Source organism: Pararobbsia silviterrae (assembly GCF_003628125.1).
Classification (GTDB): domain Bacteria; phylum Pseudomonadota; class Gammaproteobacteria; order Burkholderiales; family Burkholderiaceae; genus Pararobbsia; species Pararobbsia silviterrae.
The window spans coordinates 113,767-131,679 of sequence record NZ_RBZU01000013.1; the positions used below are offsets into that span (position 1 = coordinate 113,767).

Here is a 17,913-nt window from a genome sequence, read left to right on the forward strand (position 1 = left end):
CGCGAACGACGGCCCGCTTCAATCGAGCACGAGCGAGCCGAGCGCGAACACGCCAAGCGCCGCGACGGCGATCGCAATCCAGTAGGCAAGATTCCACTGCGGCGCGAGGCCTTCACGGCGCAATGCCTTGATGCGGCGCGCGTGTTGAACGACGGCGGCGACCATCGCGATCGTTCCGATCACGACCATCGCCGAGCCGACCATTTTCGGCGACCAGGTCCCGCCGAATCGGCCCGTGATCGGTGCGCCGCGTTGACTCGCGACATATTCGAAAAACTTCGCGAGCGTGAAGCCGAAGCTGATCATCGAGAGCGACGTGCGCAACCACGCCATCAACGTACGCTCGGCCGCGAAAAAGGTACGCTCGACGGCGAGCGCCGTGCGCATCCGGGTCTGCAGCGTGCCTTCGTCGGGTTTGACCGGGCTATCGGCATCCAGACCGCGCAAGAGCGCCGAGTCTTCATCTCGATGCATCGTCATCGCGCGCTCCCTCGGGAGGGTGTCTCAGGCAACGGCACGCGGCGCTGTTGCCATTTGACGTAAGGCATCACAAGCACCGTGCATAGAATCAGATACAGGATCAGCGTCGGCGCGAACTGCTCGCCCGGATAGTTATCCGAAGCGATCGCCAACGCGATCGCGGGATGCCGCGACGCCGTCGCGAGCGCGAGCACCGACGCGTGGCGCGGGTCCGGCCCGCCGAGCACATGACCGACGACCAGGCCGAAGAGCACGAACACCGCAATCGCAAGCACGGTCCATTGACCGACGGCCGCCCATACGGCGCGCCATGTGCCCGCCAGCAGGATCGCGATCCCCGCTAACAGCAGGACGGCCGCGACTAGACGCAAGGGCGCATGCAGACGGCGGCCGAGGTCCGGCAAAACCTTCGAGACAAGCAGGCCCGCCGCCAGCGGCACGATGATCATCTTGAGCACAACCTTGACGATCGCAATCGGGCTCATGGTGAACGATTGAGCAAAGACCGCCGTGAACGCCGTCATCGACAACGGCACCGTCAAGATCGAACTCAGTGCGAGAACGACGAGCAAACCGAGTCCATACGGCTCGGGGGCATCGCCTCGCGACTGCTTTTTGGGGAGCAGCGGCGGAATCGGGGAAATCGACAGCGCGGCCAGCACGACCGCCGTGGGCTGCGGCAAGTCAAGCAGATAAACGCACGCCCCCACGGCAAGCGGCACGAGCACGAACATCGCAAGGAACGACCGCAACAACAACCCAGGCCGCGCAAAGACATACGCGAGATCGTTGCGCGTGGTCCGCAAACCATACGTAAACACCGTTCCGAAAATGGCGATCTGCAGCGCGGCGAGAATCAGCGTCTTGGCGTCCATCAAGGGTCCTCGCATCGGCAGCCACGCGCGAACATCGGCGTCGCGATGCCCGCTCGTGGCTGCTTTCACAGCCGTCCGAAGCGCACTTAGCGATGCCCGCCTCCCGCGGCATCCATCATCTTCTCGATGACTTGGTCGACCCCGAAGCTCGCGGCTTTCTGGCGTGGCGGATAGGTCTTGAACGATTCGAGAAATTCCGCGACGCCGGCCTGTGCGGGCACGAGAATAAACACGTGATCGAGCAACCAGTCGTAGTACGTATTCGACGTGATGTCCGCGCGCTCATACGGGTCGGTACGCAAATTGAATATCTTCGGCACGCGCAGCGTAACAAGCGGCTCGGCCCAGATCCTGAGCGTGCCGGCCGTGCGTTGCTCCATGAACACGACCTTCCAGTTGTCGAAGCGCAGACACGCGAGATCGCCGTCGTCGGTGAAATAGAAAAAGCCCCGGCGCTGCGGCTTCGGTGCCTTTCCCGTGAAATACGGCATCAGGCTAAAGCCGTCGAGATGGACCTTGAACGTCTTGCCGTTGGCCTCGGCCCCCTTGGCGAGCTTGTCCTTGGCGTCAGGATCGCCGGCCGCGTCGACGATCGTCGGCAGCCAGTCGAGATGGCTGACGATGTCGTTGCATACGGAGCCCGGTTGAATGACGCCCGGCCATCGCACGAGACACGGCACGCGATAGGCGCCTTCCCAGTTCGAATTCTTTTCGTTTCTGAACGGCGTCATGCCGGCATCGGGCCACGAATTCATATGCGGACCGTTATCGGTGCTGTACATGACCATCGTATCGTCGGCGATGCCCAGCTCGTCAAGCAAGGCGAGCATCTCGCCGATATGTTTGTCGTGCTCGACCATGCAGTCGTGGTACTCGGATTGCCATCGTCCGGCCTGACCGCGAATCCGGTCTTCGATATGCGTGCGGAAATGCATATGCGACGTGTTGAACCAGACAAAGAACGGCTTGTCACTGTCGTGTGCTTGCTTGATGAATGTCTTGGCGGCCGCGAGAAATTCGGTATCGACCGTCTTCATGCGCTCTTTCGTCAACGGTCCGGTGTTCTCGATCTTTTGCCCGCCCTTGCCGTCCGCCCAACAATGCAATACGCCGCGCGGACCGTATTTCTTGCGAAATTCGGGGAATTCCTTGGGATCCGGATAATCGGGCAACTCGGGCTCCTCCTCGGCGTTGAGGTGGTAGAGATTGCCGAAGAATTCGTCGAAGCCATGCGCGGTCGGAAGATGTTCGTCGCGATCGCCGAAATGGTTCTTGCCGAACTGCCCCGTCGTGTAACCGAGATCCTTGAGCAATTCAGGGATATTCGGATCCTCGGCCCGCATCCCGAGCGGCGCGCCGGGGAGCCCGACCTTCGTGAGACCCGTGCGCAGCCCGCACTGTCCCGTGATGAACGAGGCGCGGCCCGCCGTGCAGCTTTGCTCGCCGTAGTAATCGGTGAACACCATGCCCTGCTCGCCGATGCTGTCGATATGCGGTGTGCGGTATCCCATCACCCCTTTTGTGAAGATGCTGAGGTTCGACTGTCCGATGTCGTCCCCCCAGAGGATCAGGAAATTCGGTTTCTTTTTGCCCGCCATGGAACACTCCTTTTGCGTCACGCCGCCGTGGCCGGCGGCAGATCTCCTCCGGACCCGTCGTCGACGGGTCGACGGGAGAGGCCATCACGTCTGTATGGCGTCGTGAGCGATCTCGCGAATCACGCAGCGAAAGCCGACGTGGCAAGTCGACGTATCGACCGGCTGCGCCATGCGCGCGGCGGGCCGATAACGCCTGCAATAATTCGGTGCGCAGAGAAACGAGCCCCCTTTCATGACCTTGCGCGGAATCTTGATCTGCGGCGTTCGCGCATCCGTGCTCGCATCCGCGGAACCGCCGCGCGGATTGTCGAGCGTGCAGCACGCCTTCACGATCTTGCTATGGTCCTGATACCAGTCGCGCGTCCATTCCCAGACGTTGCCGGCCATATCGAAGAGTCCATATCCGTTCGGCGGAAACGATCCGACGGGTGCGGTCCACTCATAGCCGTCTTCAAGCAGGTTGTGCCAGGGAAATTCGCCTTGCCACGTATTGGCCATCGGCTTGCCGCCGGGCGCGAGCTGATCGCCCCAGACAAATTCCGCGCCGTCGATTCCGCCGCGCGCGGCAAACTCCCATTCGGCCTCGGTCGGCAGATCCTTGCCCGCCCATCGCGCGTATCGCAGCGCGTCGTCATAAGTAACGTGCACGACGGGATGATCCCAAAGACCATCGAGCGTGCTCTCGGGTCCGCGCGGATGCCGCCAGTCGGCGCCGCGCGTATAGACCCACCAGTTATAGTGATTGCGCAAATCGACGCGACGCGGCGGCTTCGCAAACATCACGGACGCGGGCGCGAGCATATCGGGTTGCGCCCCCGGATAATCGTCGGGATTCGCGGGACGCTCGGCCGACGTCCGGTATCCGGTCGCATCGACGAATCGCTTGAACTCGGCGTTCGTCACCGCATAGCGATCGATCCAGAAACCGCGCACGCGCACGGCGTGCGCGGGGGCCTCTTCGGGGTAATGGTGATTCGATCCCATGACGAACGTGCCGGCGGGAATGCATACCATGTCACGCAGCACATCGGCATCCACTTCGGCCCCCATGTCAGGGGTCGTATCGCGTGCAGAATCGGTCATGAACGTTGGCATCCGTGAATCGGCGAAGACCCTGCGTGTCCGCTCCGGTGCACACCCGGGACGTTTCAAAAGCGGTCTTGGACGCGCATCGGCCGACCCGCGTTGCGTGCGGGCCGCGCGACCGATGCAAACGATTCACGCCGCCATCGGGCAATCGCGATCGAACATCCTGATCTGCGTCGATGGCGTGGAGTCTAGGATTCCGTCTTGCACACGCAAAGCACGCGTCACACGGATTTCGCCCTTTCGGCTGCCGCGATAAGCAATCGAACGCGTAACGTTATGCCCATCATAGTGACCACGGCATACATCGATGCGTGGCGCGGCCCGTGCTTCAACAATCCCTTGCTTTCGCCGCGTCGAGCGCATCGTATCGAAGCGGCGCGCCCGCATCCTTCACATCGCGCATATCGTGCATATCGTGCATATCGAACGTGTTGTGCGCGCTGTGCGTATCGGAGCCCAACCCGAACAGCCGCCGCTCGGTCGGGAACACCGACAGTCCCAGGCGCGCGGACACCGCACCCCAGATACCTCGCGGCCGCAGGATCATGAAGCCGATCGCGACCGCGCCGAGCACGATCTGATACCAGACGCCCCAATCGCTGAGCGACTGACGCAAGACAAAGTACAGCAAGGTGCCGATGATCGGTCCCTCGATCGAGCCGATGCCCCCGATGACGACGACAAACAACATCAACGCGCTCCAGTCGACCGAAAACGCCGCTTCAGGCGAGACACGCAGCTTCGTCACGAAGATCAGCGCCCCCGTCATGCCGCAGCCCGCCGCCGAACACACATAGACGAGCCAGCGCACCGCGCGTACCGACACGCCGAGGCTGCCCGCGCCCGCATCGTTGTCGCGCACCGCCATCAGCGCGAGACCATAACGCGAAATCAACAGGACATAGACGAACAGGCATCCACCGGCCCCGAGTGCGACAGCGATCCAGAGCGTCAGCGATTCGCGCCACCAGGGCGCAATCCCGCGCATCGTCGCCATGACCGACGTACCCGACCCGCCGCCCAGGGCATCGGTATTCGCGACGAGCAGGCGAAACACCTCGGCGAGCACCCAGGTCCCCACCGCGAGATGCGCGCCCTTGAGCCTAAACAACACGCCCGCCATCGGCAACGCGATCAGCGCGCTGACGACGCCCGCGGTCACGATCACGACAAACGGATTGACTCCCGCGTCGAGCCCGAACAGCACGAGGCTATAGGCTCCGATTCCCAGATAAGCCTGCTGTCCGACCGAGACGACACCGCCGTAACCCGCGAGCAGATTCCACATCTGCGCGAGCGCGATCGTGTAAAAAATCTCGGCGACGAGATGCTGATGCGCGACTTCCGCCCACCACGGCATCGAACAGACCACGGCGAGCACGACGATGCCGGCGAGCGCACCCATGCGGCTCGCGCGGGTCGCGCGTTTGACGATAAGCGTTTCCATAGACAGTCTCAACGATCACGCGTTCTGGGGAAAAGTCCGTTCGGCCGCGCGAGCAGCACGACGAAAAATACGAGGTGGCCGGCGAGAATGCCCCAGCCCGGATCGAGCTTCATGCCCGCGGTCTGTGCGACACCGAGAATCGCGCCGCCGGCGAGCGTGCCCCAGAGCGACCCGAGACCGCCGATGATGACCGCCTCGAATGCATAGAGCAGTCGCGCCTGTCCCTCGGACGGACTCACGTTCGCGCGCAACGCCAGAAAGACCCCCGCCACGCCCGCGACGGCCACGGCGATCGCCATCGCGACGCCGTACACGCGCTTGTGATTCAAGCCCATGAGTTGCGCCGTCGCGGGATCGTCGGACGTCGCGCGAAACGCGCGGCCGAGCCGCGTCGATGAAAACATCCATTGCAGCGCGGCCAGCACGACGATCGCCACGATCATGATCGTCAGCGGCAGCACGCCGATCGCGATATCGCCCGGCAACGCGATGCTGGCCGTCGTCAACGCGCCGTCGCCGAGACTGCGCGGATCGGCCGAATACACTTCGAGCAGCGTGTTGCGCAAGATGATCGATATCCCGAACGTCACGAGGATCGGCGGCAAAATGTCCGATCCGAGCGTGCGTTCGAGCAATGTGCGCTGCATGACATAGCCGAGCGCGCCCATCAACGGAATGCCGAGCAGCAGCGCCATCCACGGACTCAGGCCGAAGCGCTCGCTAAGCGTGATCGCGACGAACGCGCCGAGCACCGCGAGGTCGCCATGACCGATGTTGACGATACGCATGATGCCGAACGCGAGCGACAACCCCGTCGCGAACAGCGCATAGAGTCCGCCGAGCAGCAGACCCTCGATCAGCACATTGATCCAGTCGGACATGATGTCAAACACCAAAGTAAGCAGCCGAGATTTGATCGCGCGTCAGTTCCGCCGGCGTTCCGCTCAGCGTCACGCGCCCCTCCTGAAAGCAGACGAGCCGGTCGGCGACCTTCATCGCCTGGCCGATGTCCTGCTCGACGACGACCATCGTCGTGCCTTCGCGACGGATGCCGGGCAGCGCCGCATAGATGTCGCGCACGACGCGCGGTGCGAGACCGAGCGACACCTCGTCGCACAGCATCACGCGCGGATTCGACATCAGCGCGCGGCCGATCGCGACCATCTGCTGCTGTCCGCCCGACAGCAGCGTCGCGGGCCGCTTGCGCAGCGTCTCGAGCACCGGAAACAGCGCATAGAGACGTTCGAGCGTCCAGGGCCCCTTGCGCCGGGACTCCGCGCCGATCCGCAGATTCTCTTCGACGCTCAGGCTCGGAAACAGCCGCCGGCCTTCGGGCACCATCGACAAGCCGCGCGCGACGATATGCGCCGCGGACACCCTGGCGATCGATTCTCCGGCGAGCCGGATGCGTCCCGACGTCGGCGGCAACCATCCCGCGAGCGCATTGAAGAACGTCGATTTTCCCGCGCCGTTCGCGCCGACGAGCGCGACGACTTCGCCTTCGGCCAGCGTGAAATCGATCCCGAACAGGGCTTGAAAATCGCCGTAATGCACGACGAGATCTTCCACATCGAGCACGGTCGTCATGCGTCGGCTCCCAGATAGATTTCGCGCACCTGCTCGCTCGCCATCACCTCATGCGGATCGCCGTCGAGCAGCACCTTGCCGAGATTCAGCACGACGAGCCGATCGACGACCGCCAGCAATGCGTGCACGATATGTTCGATCCAGACGATCGTCAGGCCCTCGGCACGCAGGGCGCGGATCGTTTGAATCAGCTCGGCGACTTCGTGCTCGGTCAGTCCGCCCGCGATTTCATCGAGCAGCAACAGCGAAGGCCCGGTGGCGAGCGCGCGCGCGAGTTCGAGCCGCTTGCGGTCGAGCAGCGGCAAGGCGCCCGCGCGCTGGTTCGCCTTCGCGAGCAAGCCCGTGCGTTCGAGCGCGCGCAGCGCGGGCACCGTCGCGGCGCCCGAATGCGGATCGGCGCCAAATGTCGCACCGACGAGCACATTTTCGAACACCGTCATGTCCGCGAACGGTCGCGGCACCTGATGCGAACGCGCGATGCCGATCCGGCAGCGCCGATGCGGCGGAAGATCGGTGATCGGCACGCCGTCGAAGCGAATCGCGCCGCCGTCGACGCGGATCGCGCCCGTGATCATATTGAACAAGCTGGTCTTGCCGGCGCCGTTCGGACCGATGATGCCGAGGGCTTCGCCATTGCGTACGTTCAGCGAAAGCTGATCGGCGACGCAGACGGAGCCGAACGATCGCGAGATCCGATCGAGTTCGAGGATGTCGTTGTTACGATGCACTGCGCATGTCTCCCGTCGGCGTCGCGCCGATCTCAAGCCAAGGGGTCGAGCCGTTCTTGCACCGGTACGATCGGTGCCTGACTGTTGTCGACCAAACGCAGATCGAACGCCTTGCCCCGCTTTTTCCATTGACCGCCGACCAAGGGCGTCTTGGCGATATTCGGCACCGGACCCTTGCTGAAATTGACGCGGCCGACGATCGTCGCGAGATCCGTCTCGCGAATCGCGTTGCGGATCGACTCGGGCTTGAGATCGGCCGAACGCCGCAGCGCGTCGATCGCGACTTCGAACAACGCGTGCTTGAAGCCGAGCGGCATGCTCCATGGCCGGCTCGTCGTCTGCGTGTATTGCTGGGCCAGCTGCAGACAACTCGTATCGGTGAGGCTCGACTTGAACGGGTGCGACGGCGACCACCAGACCTCGACGGACAAGCCTTGCGCGCGATCGCCGAAGGTCTGGATCACGGCCGGAAATTCCGACGCCTTGGCGACCGTCACGACTTTGGGCTTGAGACCCTGCTGCCCCGCTTGCGACCAGAAGTTCGCGAAATCCGGCGGCGGCACCACGCCTGTGACGATCGCGACGTCGCGCCGCTTGAATTCGCTGATATAGGTCGAGAAGTTGTCGGCCGGCGAATGGAAGCGGCCTTTGTCGACCAGGCTGAAGCCTTTTTGCGCGAGCACGGGCGGGAAGCCCTTTTTCGCGTCGCCCCAGATATTGCCGTCCGAATCGTTCGGCCAGAGCGCGCCGACCGTCTTGTTCGACGACACCTGCGCCCACATGCTCGTATAGGTGCCGATAATGTCTTCGAGACCCCAGAAGAAATGATAGGTCCAGTCGAAGCCCTTGCCGGGATCGCCGTTTCTTCCGAAGAAATGGGCCTGCCACGGCGTGTCGGTCGTAATGCAGGGCACGCCGTTGAGTTCGCACTGATCGGCGACGGGATTGGTCGTCGCCGGCGTATGCGCGGCGATCACGAGATGGACCTTGTCGTTCAGGATCAGCTCGGACGTCACATCGGCGGCTCGATTCGAATCCGATTGAGAGTCCTTGTAGACGATCTCGACCGCATATGTGCGGCCGCCGACCTTGATGCCCGATCCGATCACGCGACGGATCTGTTCGAGCGTGAACGCGTCGGGTTCGGCGAATGCGGCAAGCGGGCCCGTTTGCGGGCTCACGCACCCGATCTTGATCGTCGAACCCTGCGCGGAAAATGCGCGCAGGGGAAACGCCGACGCAAGTGCGGCGCCGGTCGCGACGCGCATCGCCGCGCGTCGCCCCGGGTTGTCGAGCGGGCTTTTTGAATCGCTCATGGTGGTCTACTGTCTCCTCGGTAGTCATGCGCGACGCCGTGCGAAGGCGATCGCGCGCCTGCCGCGCATGGCATGTATCCAATGCGGCGCTTATTCTTAGTGATGAAAATCGATCAACGCGGATCGACGTTCAAGATGCAGTGCGACGATTCGCGCGGACGTGCGTTATCGATCGCGGCGCCGCATCGAAGCCGCGATCCGTTCGTCGAACGATCCGTTTGAAGACTCGGCAAGCCGCGCGCACGCGGCCTACCTGAACGCGCTCAGGTCACGACGCTCAAGAAGCGCTCGTTGAGTTCGCGCGTGTGATAAAAGATCGCGGCCCCCATCTCTTCCCAGGTCCACGTATAAGGCTTCATGTCGGGATAGAAGCTGTATCCGCCGCAAAACGTCTCGATGCGGTTGCCCGACGGATCGAAGAAATAGATCGACGTGCCGCGCGTGATCCCGTGACGCAAGGGCCCGATGTCGATCGACACGCGCCGTTTCGCCATCAGGTCCGCCGCGTAGAGCAGCTTCTTCCAGGTTTCGATAAGAAAGGCCGCGTGATGCGACGTGTCGCTGCGCGCATCGCGCACGAATGCGATGTCGTGCGCCTTGTTCGAACACGTGAGCCAGACGGCCATATCGGTCTTGCCGTCCTCGCACAGAATGCGTTCGGTCAGACTGAAGCCGAGCACGTTGACGAACAGATCGCGGCTGCCGTCGAGATCTTCGCCGTGGATCTGCCAATGATCGAGACGCACGGGCGAGATGCCCTTGCGATCTTCGATGATGACGTCGGGATTCAGATACCCGAGCGTATCGCCGATCTCGGTCTTCTCGGCATAGAGCTCGAACAGGTGCCCGGTCGGTGCGTGGAAACGCACGCGTTCGCCCGTTTCGAGCAGATCGCCGGCGCGCACGCGTTCGGTCTGTACGCCATAGGCGCGCAGATCGGTTTCGAGCAGATCGAGCGTACGTGCATTGAGCACCTTGAAGCCGTAGAAATCGGTCCCCGCGCGATCGGCCTTGCGCAAGATCACGCTATGGTGATCGCGTTCGTCGCAGGCCTTGAGATAGACGCGGCCCGATGCATCGCGCCCGGTCTCGACGAGTCCCAGGATCTGTGTATAAAAGGCGACGGCTTCGTCGAGATCGAGCACGCGAATCTGTACGTGGCCGGGCCGTAGTACGCCGGTAAGCGCCATAGTCTCTCCTCCGATGGCTGCGTGAGTTTATTGTTGACTGCGCGCCACTATACGAACGCGCTCGATTCCGTGTCCAATACCGTTACGCGCGATGTCGATACCGAATCGGTATGAGCATGCATACCCGCCACGGGCACGCGATCCCGTCCATCTTGCGCGTCGCTGCGCATACAATCCGTGATCCAGATCAAGGCCCGGATCGACTCGTTGCGATACTGAATCCATACGGATGGAGACCTCGCGCATGGACCTCAAGCAGATGCGGTATTTCCTCGCTGTCGCGGAGGAGCAGAATTTCGGCCGCGCGGCGCAGCGGCTGCATATGGCGCAGCCGCCGCTGACGCGGCACATTCATGCGCTCGAAGAAGAACTCGGCGCCGAGCTGTTCGTTCGAACGTCGAAAGGCGCCGAGCTCACGGATGCGGGACGCACCTTGCTGGCCGAGGTGCCCAATATCCTCGCGCTCACGCGTCGCGCCGCCGAACAGACGCAGTTGGCCGGACGCGGTCTGCTCGGCCGGCTCGATGTCGGCATCTTTACGTCGGGCGTCCTGCATGCGATCCCGAAGCTTCTTGCGACGTTCCATGCGCAACGTCCGGGCATCAAGATCGGCCTGCACAATCTATCGAAAGCCGAGCAAATCGAGGCCCTGCGCGAAAGGCGGATCACGATCGGGTTCAATCGCCTCGTGCCGCCCGAAGACGACATCGTCGTCGAGACCGTGCAAAAGGAACCGTATCTCGTCGCGCTGCACGAGACGCATCCGTTATCGAAGCGCGAGGTCGTGCGATTGCGCGATCTCGACGGCGAACCGATGATCCTCTATCCGAACGCCGCCTTGTTCGGACTCGCTCAGGAGGTCGCCAACGCGTTCACCGAGGAGAAGCTCACGCTTGTCGTCGAGCAGGAAGTCGAAGATGTCGTGACGGCGCTCGGGCTTGCAGCGAGCGGATTCGGCGCGTGCATCACGACGGCGTCCGCGGCGAATCTCACGCTGCCGGGGCTTGTCTATCGGCCGTTACATTCGCGTCAGCTCCGTCATATCGAGCTGAACTGTCTGTATCGCAAGGACGACCGCGCGCCGGTGCTGCTGGCGTTTCTCGATGTCGTGCGCGCGTTCAGCGCGACGCAATGAGCGGCACCGCGCCGCGCTAACGCTCGCAGGGCTTCAGTGCATCGATCGCATCCGCGTGGATCATCGCGTCGGCATTGCTCGGCCGCACCATCGAGTGGATCGGTCTGAACACCGCGTCGCCGAGATGGACCGGCCGGCCCGTGAGCGGACATACGCCGTGCTTGCGTGCAATGCCGATGCGCCAGATCTGGTCGTAATAGCACCCCGAGGTCGAATCGCGCCACGTCAGCGAAGCCGTCAACGGCGACAGACGGTCCATGACGACGATCTCGGGGTCGCGCCATCGCGGGGTCGCGTCCGACGCCGCGCCATCCTGCCGCGTGACGTCGTCCGGCATCGGCGCCGCGGATAACTGCCGAACGAGAAACGCAAAGCGAAACGTTGCCGGTGCATCGGATAACATCGCATCCCCCCGCATCACTGAGACGGCTTGCTCGTCGAAGATCGGCGCCCGGACGCCGCCGATGGACTGCGTCGACTGTTTGGCGTCGGTAACCTATGTCGATGGCTGGCGCCGGTTGTTTTCCGCCGAGCGCGCGCACCCATGATCGGCGTCGCTCGGCGGACGGTCGCGACAGACGCCGACCGCCGATCGATGTTGCCATGTCCGCGGCTCGCGCTCCATCCCCCGCACAGGCGCTCGCCGAAGCGCCTTCTCCCCCAGATGAGGGATATACCCGCCAGGTATCGCGGCAGCACACTTCGATCACGTCCGACGATCGTGCGCCGTCGTACGCCATCGTGTGCTTTTTTGCCGATGCGACGCGCCGATGCACACCGTTCAAACGCACACCTCACGTCGCGATGCGCGTGCCCGCGCATTCCCGAACGCGCAACCCTTCATTCAGATCGAACCCCCATGAGCAAAAAAGTAGCCGAAGTGATCGTCGAAGTGCTCGAACAGGCCGGTGTCAAGCGCTGCTACGGCATCGTCGGCGACACGCTGAACCTGATCGCCGAACATCTCGATCGGAGTTCGATCGACTGGGTCAATGTCCGACATGAGGAAGCCGGCGCCTTCGCCGCAGGGGCCGAATCGCACTACACGGGTCAATTGACCGCGTGCGCGGGCAGTTGCGGTCCGGGCAGCCTGCACTTCATCAACGGCCTCTACGAAGCCAATCGCAATCGCTCGCCGGTCGTCGTGATCGCGAGTCAGGTCGCCATGACCGAGATCGGCTTCGAGTTCATCCAGGAAGTCGATTTTCAGAGCGTCTTTCAAGGCTGCTCGGTGTTCTGCGAAATGATCCTGACACCCGAGCAAGCGCGACGCAAAACCGTGCTGGCCTGCCAGGCCGCGATCGCCAAGCAGGGCGTGGCCGTCCTGATCGTGCCCGTCGATATGTCGCACGCCGATATCAAGGACGATCTGCCTTACCGGATTCAGCAAAGCCGGCCGCTCGTGCGCCCGAACGACATCGAGCTCGACGAGATCGCGCGCATCCTCAATGCCGGCCAGAAGGTCGCGATCTACGCGGGCGCGGGCAGCGAACATGCGCTCGAAGAGATCAAGACCGTCGCGCGGACCCTCGGCGCGCCGATGGCGCATACCTCGCGCGCGAAGTGCTTTCTCGAACACGACAATCCGTTCAACGTCGGCATGACGGGGATACTCGGCAGCGAGGCCGGTTATCGCGCGGTGCTCGACTGCGACACGCTGCTGCTGCTCGGCGCCGATTTCGCGTGGAAACAGTTCTATCCCGACCACGCGCAGATCATCCAGATCGATGCGAACGCGCTGCACCTCGGCCGCCGGCATCCGGTCGCGATGGGCGTCGTCGGCGATATCCGGCCCACGCTCGAAGCGCTGATTCCGCGACTCGAACAGAAAACCGATACGTCGTTTCTCGACCACCATACGGCGCTCTACGCACGCTCGATGGAAGGCTGGGCCAAACAATTGCACGCGGGTCACGACGACACGATTCCGGCCTCGTGGCTGACCGCGATGATCGATGCGCGACTCGACCCCGACGCCTTGATCTGCGCGGACGACGGTTCACCGATCGTCTGGGCGCTGCGCTTCGTTCGCTCGAACGGCCGGAAGCGCATTTTCGGCAGTCTGCTGCACGGCACGATGGCCAGCGGCCTGCCGAGCGCGATCGGTCTGCAAAAGTCCCATCCCGGACGTCAGGTCCTCGCGCTCTGCGGCGACGGCGGCTTGTCGATGCTGCTCGGCGAACTGCTCACGACGGTCCAGGAAGATCTGCCGATCAAGATTTGCGTCTACGACAACAGCAAGCTCGGCTTCGTCGAACTCGAACAGAAGTCCGAGGGCATGCTCGATACGTTCACGAAGCTCAAGAACCCGGACTTCGGCAAAGTCGCGCAAGCCGTCGGACTCTGGGGACGCACGGTACGTCAAGCCTCCGAACTCGACGACGCGATCGGCGAATGGCTCGCCCAGCCCGGACCCGCGCTGCTCAACGTGCAGGTCAATCCGCTCGAACTCGTCAAGCCGCCGTTTATCGAGTTCAAGCCCGCATTCGGTCTTGCGCTGTATTCGGTCCGCGCATTTCTGAACGGACGCGGCGCCGACGTGCTCGAAATGATTCGGGAAAATATCTAAGGCGAAGCGGCCCGCGGATGCACCGCGGGCCGCCGACCGCCAACATCCGTCGTTCCTAACGCCCGTCGTTCCGGACAAGCCCTTCGGTCATCGCGAGCCGCACGATATCGGCATTGCTGCGCAGCCCGAGCTTTTGCATGAGCCGTGTCTTGTGCGTGCTGATCGTTTTAGCGCTTAGCGAAAACCGCTCGGCAATCTCGGTGACGGACGCGCCCGACGCAAGCAGGCGAAACACTTCGAATTCGCGGTCCGTCAACGCCGACATCGTCGGCGTCTCGCTGCCGAGCTTCGCGAACACCAGCGCTTCGGCAAGCATCGGGTCGATGAACTTGCCGCCCGACGCGACCTTGTGCACGGCCGTGATCAGCACGTCGGGGTCCGCGTCCTTGGTCAGGTAGCCATGCGCGCCGACGCGCAAGGCGCGCGCCGCGACCTCGGCCTCCGCATGCATGCTCAACACGAGAATGCGCGGCGCCGGTCGAACGGATACGAGATGCTTGATCAGATCCATGCCCTGCATGCCGGGCATCGTCAGATCGAGCAGCACGACATCGACCGCATGAGCCCCGAGCCATGCCAGCGCTTCGGCGCCGCTGCTCGCTTCCGCCGACACGGTCAGATTCGGATCGGTTTCACAGATGCGCCGGAGCCCGCGACGCACGATCGCATGATCGTCAACGATAATCAGCTTGACCATTCAATTCGTCCGTAAAGGGAGGGTTAAGCTCACGGTCGTACCGGAGCCCTGTGTACTTTCAATCGACAGATCGCCGCCGCAGATCCGCGCGCGTTCGCGCATGCTCAGCAAGCCATACGACTGAGACTTGCGCAACGCGTCGACATCGAAGCCGCGCCCGTCGTCGACAATCGTCAGACGCAGCGTCGCACCGTCGTTGGTCCAAAACACGTCGATCGACCGCGCCTGCGCATGGCGCACGATATTGGTCAGCGCACCCTGCGCGAGCCGGAAGATCGCCGTGGCGCGTGTGTCGTCGAGCGCGGGTTCGTCGCCGCGCGGATAAAACGCGCATGCAATGCCTTTGCGTTTCGCGAAATCCGCCGTCAGCCATTGAAGCGCGGCGACGATGCCGTAGTCGAGCGCAACGGGACGCAGATCGTTCGAGACGTTGCGCACCGTCGTGATCGTCCCGTCGATCAGATCGATCATTTCGTCGGCCGTGCGCGCCGCATCCGCCGCCGAGACATTCGATCGCTTGAGCAAAAATGCCTCGATCTTGAGCGCCGTCAGCGATTGACCCAATTGATCATGCACTTCCATGGCAATGCGCTTGCGCTCCTGCTCGCGCGCGGCTTCGAGATACGCGGACAGGCCGCTGATCTCGCCGCTCAACTGCAATGCGGCCTCGGTCTTCCTTTCGGCGCCCGCGCGCAACTTCGATTGCCGCATGAAATGCAATGCGATCAGCGCGACCGCCGACATGAACGTGAGCGTCGCGCCGAAATGCCACGCGACATCGCGCCACCAGCGTGCCAGCAAGTCGTCGCGCGACAAGCCGACCGCGACGAACACCGGAAAATCGGCGAGCCGCCGATAACTGATCAGACGCTGCTCTCCGTCCGACGCGGACCTCACAAGCACACTGCCGACCGGGCCCTGCGCCTGATACGACGCGAAGAGCGTGCGATTGACGATCGGGTGCCCGCTCAGCGTGTTATCCGACGGACGCGCGACAAACGTGAAGTCCCGATCCGAATTGAGAAAAATTTTGTCGGAAGGCCCGATCGATAGCGATCTGTAATATTCCTTGAACACTTCGATATCGATCGTCACAAGCACGAGGCGGCTCGCGCTCGCGCCCGCAACCGAATCCGAACGTGTGCCGTGCGCAGGCACATGCATCGACATCGGAATCACGAGTTTGCCGGTCCACGGACTGATGATCGGCCGTTGAATGCACGCGTGCGCGCAGTCGAATTCGGCGATCGAGTCCGGCAGCGAAAGCGGCGCCCGCGCGCCGCCCATCGCCGACATCGCCGCGGCCGAGCCTTCGTCGACGGCGAGACTGTGACCGTTCGCATCGACGATCGCGATCGAATCGATCGCCGGGACGCGTCGCTTGATCGTCGAGATCGTCCTTTCGAGTGCGTCCCGATCATTCGAAATGGCATCGCCGTTCTCGTCGGCCACCCATGACGAAACCAGCCACGCCTGGAAAAACACGTCGTTGGCCTGTTGCGCGGCCAGCTTCGCGAGTTCGCGTCCGCGATCTTCCATCGCATGCAACTCTTCACGCCGCACCGTCCAGTTGCGCCATCCCTCGATACCGAGCAGACAGACGCACACGAGCGTGACGAACAGCACCACGAGATAACCTTGCGGATATTCCTTTGCCATCGAGCCGCCAAAAAAGGAACGCCCGCGCGGCGTCGAATCGCCGCGCCACCTGCGCCTGAGTCATCGTGACCGCACGGTCACAGGATATTCTGCAAAGCCTTTTGCACGCCGGCCACGTCGAGTTCGCGATGCCAGAAGCGCATCAGGACCGCGCGAATTGCATGGCTTTCCTCGGGTGACTCGAATACCTCCGCATTCGACACCGCATCGCCGCGTCTGACCAGCGCGGTCGTGCGCCGCTGACATGCATCGAGTTGCCCCGCGTCGACGTCCATGCGCGCCGGAATCGAACCCTTGTCGCGCGAAAACGCGACTTGCACGCGCGGATTGGTCGCGACTTCCGCGAGCGCGTCCTGCGCGCGCATGGTCGACGGATCGTCGGTCTTCGGAAACACCCAGACGTCGCCGCCGATAATCGCCGTCGGCGTGGCGCCGAGTCCCGGCAAACATCCGAAGTCCTTGTCCGCCGACAGCCCCCGCGCAATAAATTCGCCGTCGGCCCAGTCCCCCATAAACTGCACGCCCGCTTGATTGTCCATGACCTGGCGCGTCGCGTCATCCCAGGTCGCGATCTCAGGCGACGGCTGCGTCAAATCCCTCAGCGCCGCGACATACGTCAACACGCGCGTGAGTTCCGGCGCGCCGGCCAATGCCAGATCGTGATCGCGGTACAGCTTCAGAAACGCGTCCTTGCCGAGCACGCCCAACAGCACCGTGTCGAAGATCGTCTTGAGTTCCCAGTCCGATTGTCCGACGGCCACGGGAATCACGCCCTGCTCGCGCATCTTGCGCAGATCCGCGATCAGGTCGTCGATCGTATTCGGCACCGTCGCGACACCGATCTTTGCAAAGGCCGCTTGCGAATAAAAAATCGCACCATAGTTATGAATCGCGAGCGGTACCGCATAGAAATGGCCGTTGCGACGAATGGTACTTTGAACATAGACCGGAAACACCGTCGTCCACTTGTTTTTGTCCGCGACGGCGTCGATATGACGAAGTTGTCCGTCCTCGACCAGCAGATCGAATTGGCGCGAGATATTGAACTGCGCGACGCTCGGCGCATGACCTTCATTCATCATGCGAATCGTCGTCTGCTCGGCCGCAAGCGCGCCCTGCACGGACTGCACGGTCAATGTGCCGCCCGACGCCTCGAACGCGGACACGATCCGGTTCAGCGCGCCGGCCTCCGATGGCGAAGTCCACCATGTCACGAGATTCAGGCTCATCGCGTCGTGCGGCACGAGCATCACACGGCCTACAGCGATCCCCGCGACAAGGATGACGGCCAGCACGGCAAATCCGGTTCGCTTTCCCCACAAGCGCTTAAACACGTCTCGCATGTGCATCAATCATTTCAAAACCCACTGCGAATAGAACAAAAAACGCGCTCGACGTCGCGCGGCTTTGGGTAGGAATTTCCCTACGGAAAATCTAAGGAAAATTACCGCGAATCATGCGTCGAACACCGATAGGCAGCCTATAACGGCGAACTTACCATCCGGATGCATCGATAGACCGGCCCGCTTTGCATCGGCGGGGC

The 17,913-nt window shown here is 62.8% G+C and carries 16 protein-coding genes; 2 read left to right on the top strand and 14 right to left on the bottom strand.

The window, feature by feature from the left end:
* Positions 1–18: 18 nt before the first annotated feature.
* From D7S86_RS23500 to D7S86_RS23545, 10 genes are all read right to left on the bottom strand, one after another.
* On the bottom strand, positions 19–480 hold the full coding sequence (locus D7S86_RS23500) for a YidH family protein (protein ID WP_121089949.1): 462 nt from the start codon (positions 478–480) through the stop codon (positions 19–21).
* A complete protein-coding gene (locus tag D7S86_RS23505) occupies positions 477–1,355 on the bottom strand; it encodes a bile acid:sodium symporter family protein (protein ID WP_158602067.1) in 879 nt (292 codons plus the stop codon). The genes D7S86_RS23500 and D7S86_RS23505 overlap by 4 nt, the downstream gene beginning before the upstream one ends.
* 86 nt (positions 1,356–1,441) lie before the next feature.
* A complete protein-coding gene (locus D7S86_RS23510) occupies positions 1,442–2,953 on the bottom strand; it encodes an arylsulfatase (RefSeq protein ID WP_121089952.1) in 1,512 nt (503 codons plus the stop codon).
* 84 nt (positions 2,954–3,037) lie between these two features.
* Entirely contained in the window at positions 3,038–4,036 is a 999-nt protein-coding gene (locus D7S86_RS23515; protein WP_240648372.1) for a formylglycine-generating enzyme family protein, read from the bottom strand.
* Between the two features lie 334 nt (positions 4,037–4,370).
* Positions 4,371–5,489 carry a branched-chain amino acid ABC transporter permease gene (locus D7S86_RS23520; protein WP_121089954.1) on the bottom strand — a complete coding sequence of 373 codons (1,119 nt, stop codon included), beginning with the start codon at positions 5,487–5,489 and terminating at the stop codon, positions 4,371–4,373.
* An 8-nt stretch (positions 5,490–5,497) separates the two neighbouring features.
* Entirely contained in the window at positions 5,498–6,370 is an 873-nt protein-coding gene (locus D7S86_RS23525) for a branched-chain amino acid ABC transporter permease (protein ID WP_121090078.1), read from the bottom strand.
* A 4-nt stretch (positions 6,371–6,374) separates the two neighbouring features.
* Entirely contained in the window at positions 6,375–7,076 is a 702-nt protein-coding gene (locus tag D7S86_RS23530) for an ABC transporter ATP-binding protein (RefSeq protein WP_205962882.1), read from the bottom strand.
* On the bottom strand, positions 7,073–7,804 hold the full coding sequence (locus D7S86_RS23535; RefSeq protein ID WP_240648373.1) for an ABC transporter ATP-binding protein: 732 nt from the start codon (positions 7,802–7,804) through the stop codon (positions 7,073–7,075). The genes D7S86_RS23530 and D7S86_RS23535 overlap by 4 nt, the downstream gene beginning before the upstream one ends.
* Before the next feature lie 32 nt (positions 7,805–7,836).
* The gene (locus D7S86_RS23540) at positions 7,837–9,120 is read right to left on the bottom strand and encodes an ABC transporter substrate-binding protein (RefSeq protein ID WP_121089958.1); all 1,284 of its coding nucleotides are present in this window, start codon (positions 9,118–9,120) and stop codon (positions 7,837–7,839) included.
* A 263-nt stretch (positions 9,121–9,383) separates the two neighbouring features.
* The gene (locus tag D7S86_RS23545; protein ID WP_121089960.1) at positions 9,384–10,310 is read right to left on the bottom strand and encodes a catechol 2,3-dioxygenase; all 927 of its coding nucleotides are present in this window, start codon (positions 10,308–10,310) and stop codon (positions 9,384–9,386) included.
* 244 nt (positions 10,311–10,554) lie between these two features.
* Here D7S86_RS23545 and D7S86_RS23550 point away from each other — a divergent pair, with 244 nt between their 5' ends.
* A complete protein-coding gene (locus tag D7S86_RS23550) occupies positions 10,555–11,445 on the top strand; it encodes a LysR family transcriptional regulator (protein ID WP_121090082.1) in 891 nt (296 codons plus the stop codon).
* Positions 11,446–11,461: 16 nt separating this feature from the next.
* Here D7S86_RS23550 and D7S86_RS23555 read toward each other — a convergent pair whose 3' ends face one another.
* On the bottom strand, positions 11,462–11,782 hold the full coding sequence (locus D7S86_RS23555) for a DUF3331 domain-containing protein (protein WP_158602068.1): 321 nt from the start codon (positions 11,780–11,782) through the stop codon (positions 11,462–11,464).
* Positions 11,783–12,304: 522 nt separating this feature from the next.
* Between D7S86_RS23555 and D7S86_RS23560 the strand changes: the two genes are divergently transcribed.
* Positions 12,305–14,014, top strand: coding sequence for a thiamine pyrophosphate-dependent enzyme (locus D7S86_RS23560; protein WP_121089964.1), 1,710 nt, complete (start codon positions 12,305–12,307; stop codon positions 14,012–14,014).
* 55 nt (positions 14,015–14,069) lie between these two features.
* Here D7S86_RS23560 and D7S86_RS23565 read toward each other — a convergent pair whose 3' ends face one another.
* The 3 genes from D7S86_RS23565 to D7S86_RS23575 form a co-directional block, all read right to left on the bottom strand.
* The gene (locus tag D7S86_RS23565; RefSeq protein ID WP_121089966.1) at positions 14,070–14,711 is read right to left on the bottom strand and encodes a response regulator; all 642 of its coding nucleotides are present in this window, start codon (positions 14,709–14,711) and stop codon (positions 14,070–14,072) included.
* On the bottom strand, positions 14,712–16,370 hold the full coding sequence (locus D7S86_RS23570; RefSeq protein ID WP_121089968.1) for a histidine kinase: 1,659 nt from the start codon (positions 16,368–16,370) through the stop codon (positions 14,712–14,714). It abuts the gene before it with no gap.
* A gap of 77 nt (positions 16,371–16,447) precedes the next feature.
* Positions 16,448–17,665, bottom strand: coding sequence for an ABC transporter substrate-binding protein (locus D7S86_RS23575; protein ID WP_158602069.1), 1,218 nt, complete (start codon positions 17,663–17,665; stop codon positions 16,448–16,450).
* Between the last annotated feature and the right edge of the window lie 248 nt (positions 17,666–17,913).

What these genes read in the sequence shown, in the direction of transcription:
- D7S86_RS23500 (WP_121089949.1), bottom strand. Translation starts at nt 480, where the DNA reads ATGACGATGCATCGAGATGAAGACTCGGCGCTCTTGCGCGGTCTGGAT.
- D7S86_RS23505 (WP_158602067.1), bottom strand. Translation starts at nt 1,355, where the DNA reads ATGGACGCCAAGACGCTGATTCTCGCCGCGCTGCAGATCGCCATTTTC.
- D7S86_RS23510 (WP_121089952.1), bottom strand. Translation starts at nt 2,953, where the DNA reads ATGGCGGGCAAAAAGAAACCGAATTTCCTGATCCTCTGGGGGGACGAC.
- D7S86_RS23515 (WP_240648372.1), bottom strand. Translation starts at nt 4,036, where the DNA reads ATGACCGATTCTGCACGCGATACGACCCCTGACATGGGGGCCGAAGTG.
- D7S86_RS23520 (WP_121089954.1), bottom strand. Translation starts at nt 5,489, where the DNA reads ATGGAAACGCTTATCGTCAAACGCGCGACCCGCGCGAGCCGCATGGGT.
- D7S86_RS23525 (WP_121090078.1), bottom strand. Translation starts at nt 6,370, where the DNA reads ATGTCCGACTGGATCAATGTGCTGATCGAGGGTCTGCTGCTCGGCGGA.
- D7S86_RS23530 (WP_205962882.1), bottom strand. Translation starts at nt 7,076, where the DNA reads ATGACGACCGTGCTCGATGTGGAAGATCTCGTCGTGCATTACGGCGAT.
- D7S86_RS23540 (WP_121089958.1), bottom strand. Translation starts at nt 9,120, where the DNA reads ATGAGCGATTCAAAAAGCCCGCTCGACAACCCGGGGCGACGCGCGGCG.
- D7S86_RS23545 (WP_121089960.1), bottom strand. Translation starts at nt 10,310, where the DNA reads ATGGCGCTTACCGGCGTACTACGGCCCGGCCACGTACAGATTCGCGTG.
- D7S86_RS23550 (WP_121090082.1), top strand. Translation starts at nt 10,555, where the DNA reads ATGGACCTCAAGCAGATGCGGTATTTCCTCGCTGTCGCGGAGGAGCAG.
- D7S86_RS23555 (WP_158602068.1), bottom strand. Translation starts at nt 11,782, where the DNA reads ATGCCGGACGACGTCACGCGGCAGGATGGCGCGGCGTCGGACGCGACC.
- D7S86_RS23560 (WP_121089964.1), top strand. Translation starts at nt 12,305, where the DNA reads ATGAGCAAAAAAGTAGCCGAAGTGATCGTCGAAGTGCTCGAACAGGCC.
- D7S86_RS23565 (WP_121089966.1), bottom strand. Translation starts at nt 14,711, where the DNA reads ATGGTCAAGCTGATTATCGTTGACGATCATGCGATCGTGCGTCGCGGG.
- D7S86_RS23570 (WP_121089968.1), bottom strand. Translation starts at nt 16,370, where the DNA reads ATGGCAAAGGAATATCCGCAAGGTTATCTCGTGGTGCTGTTCGTCACG.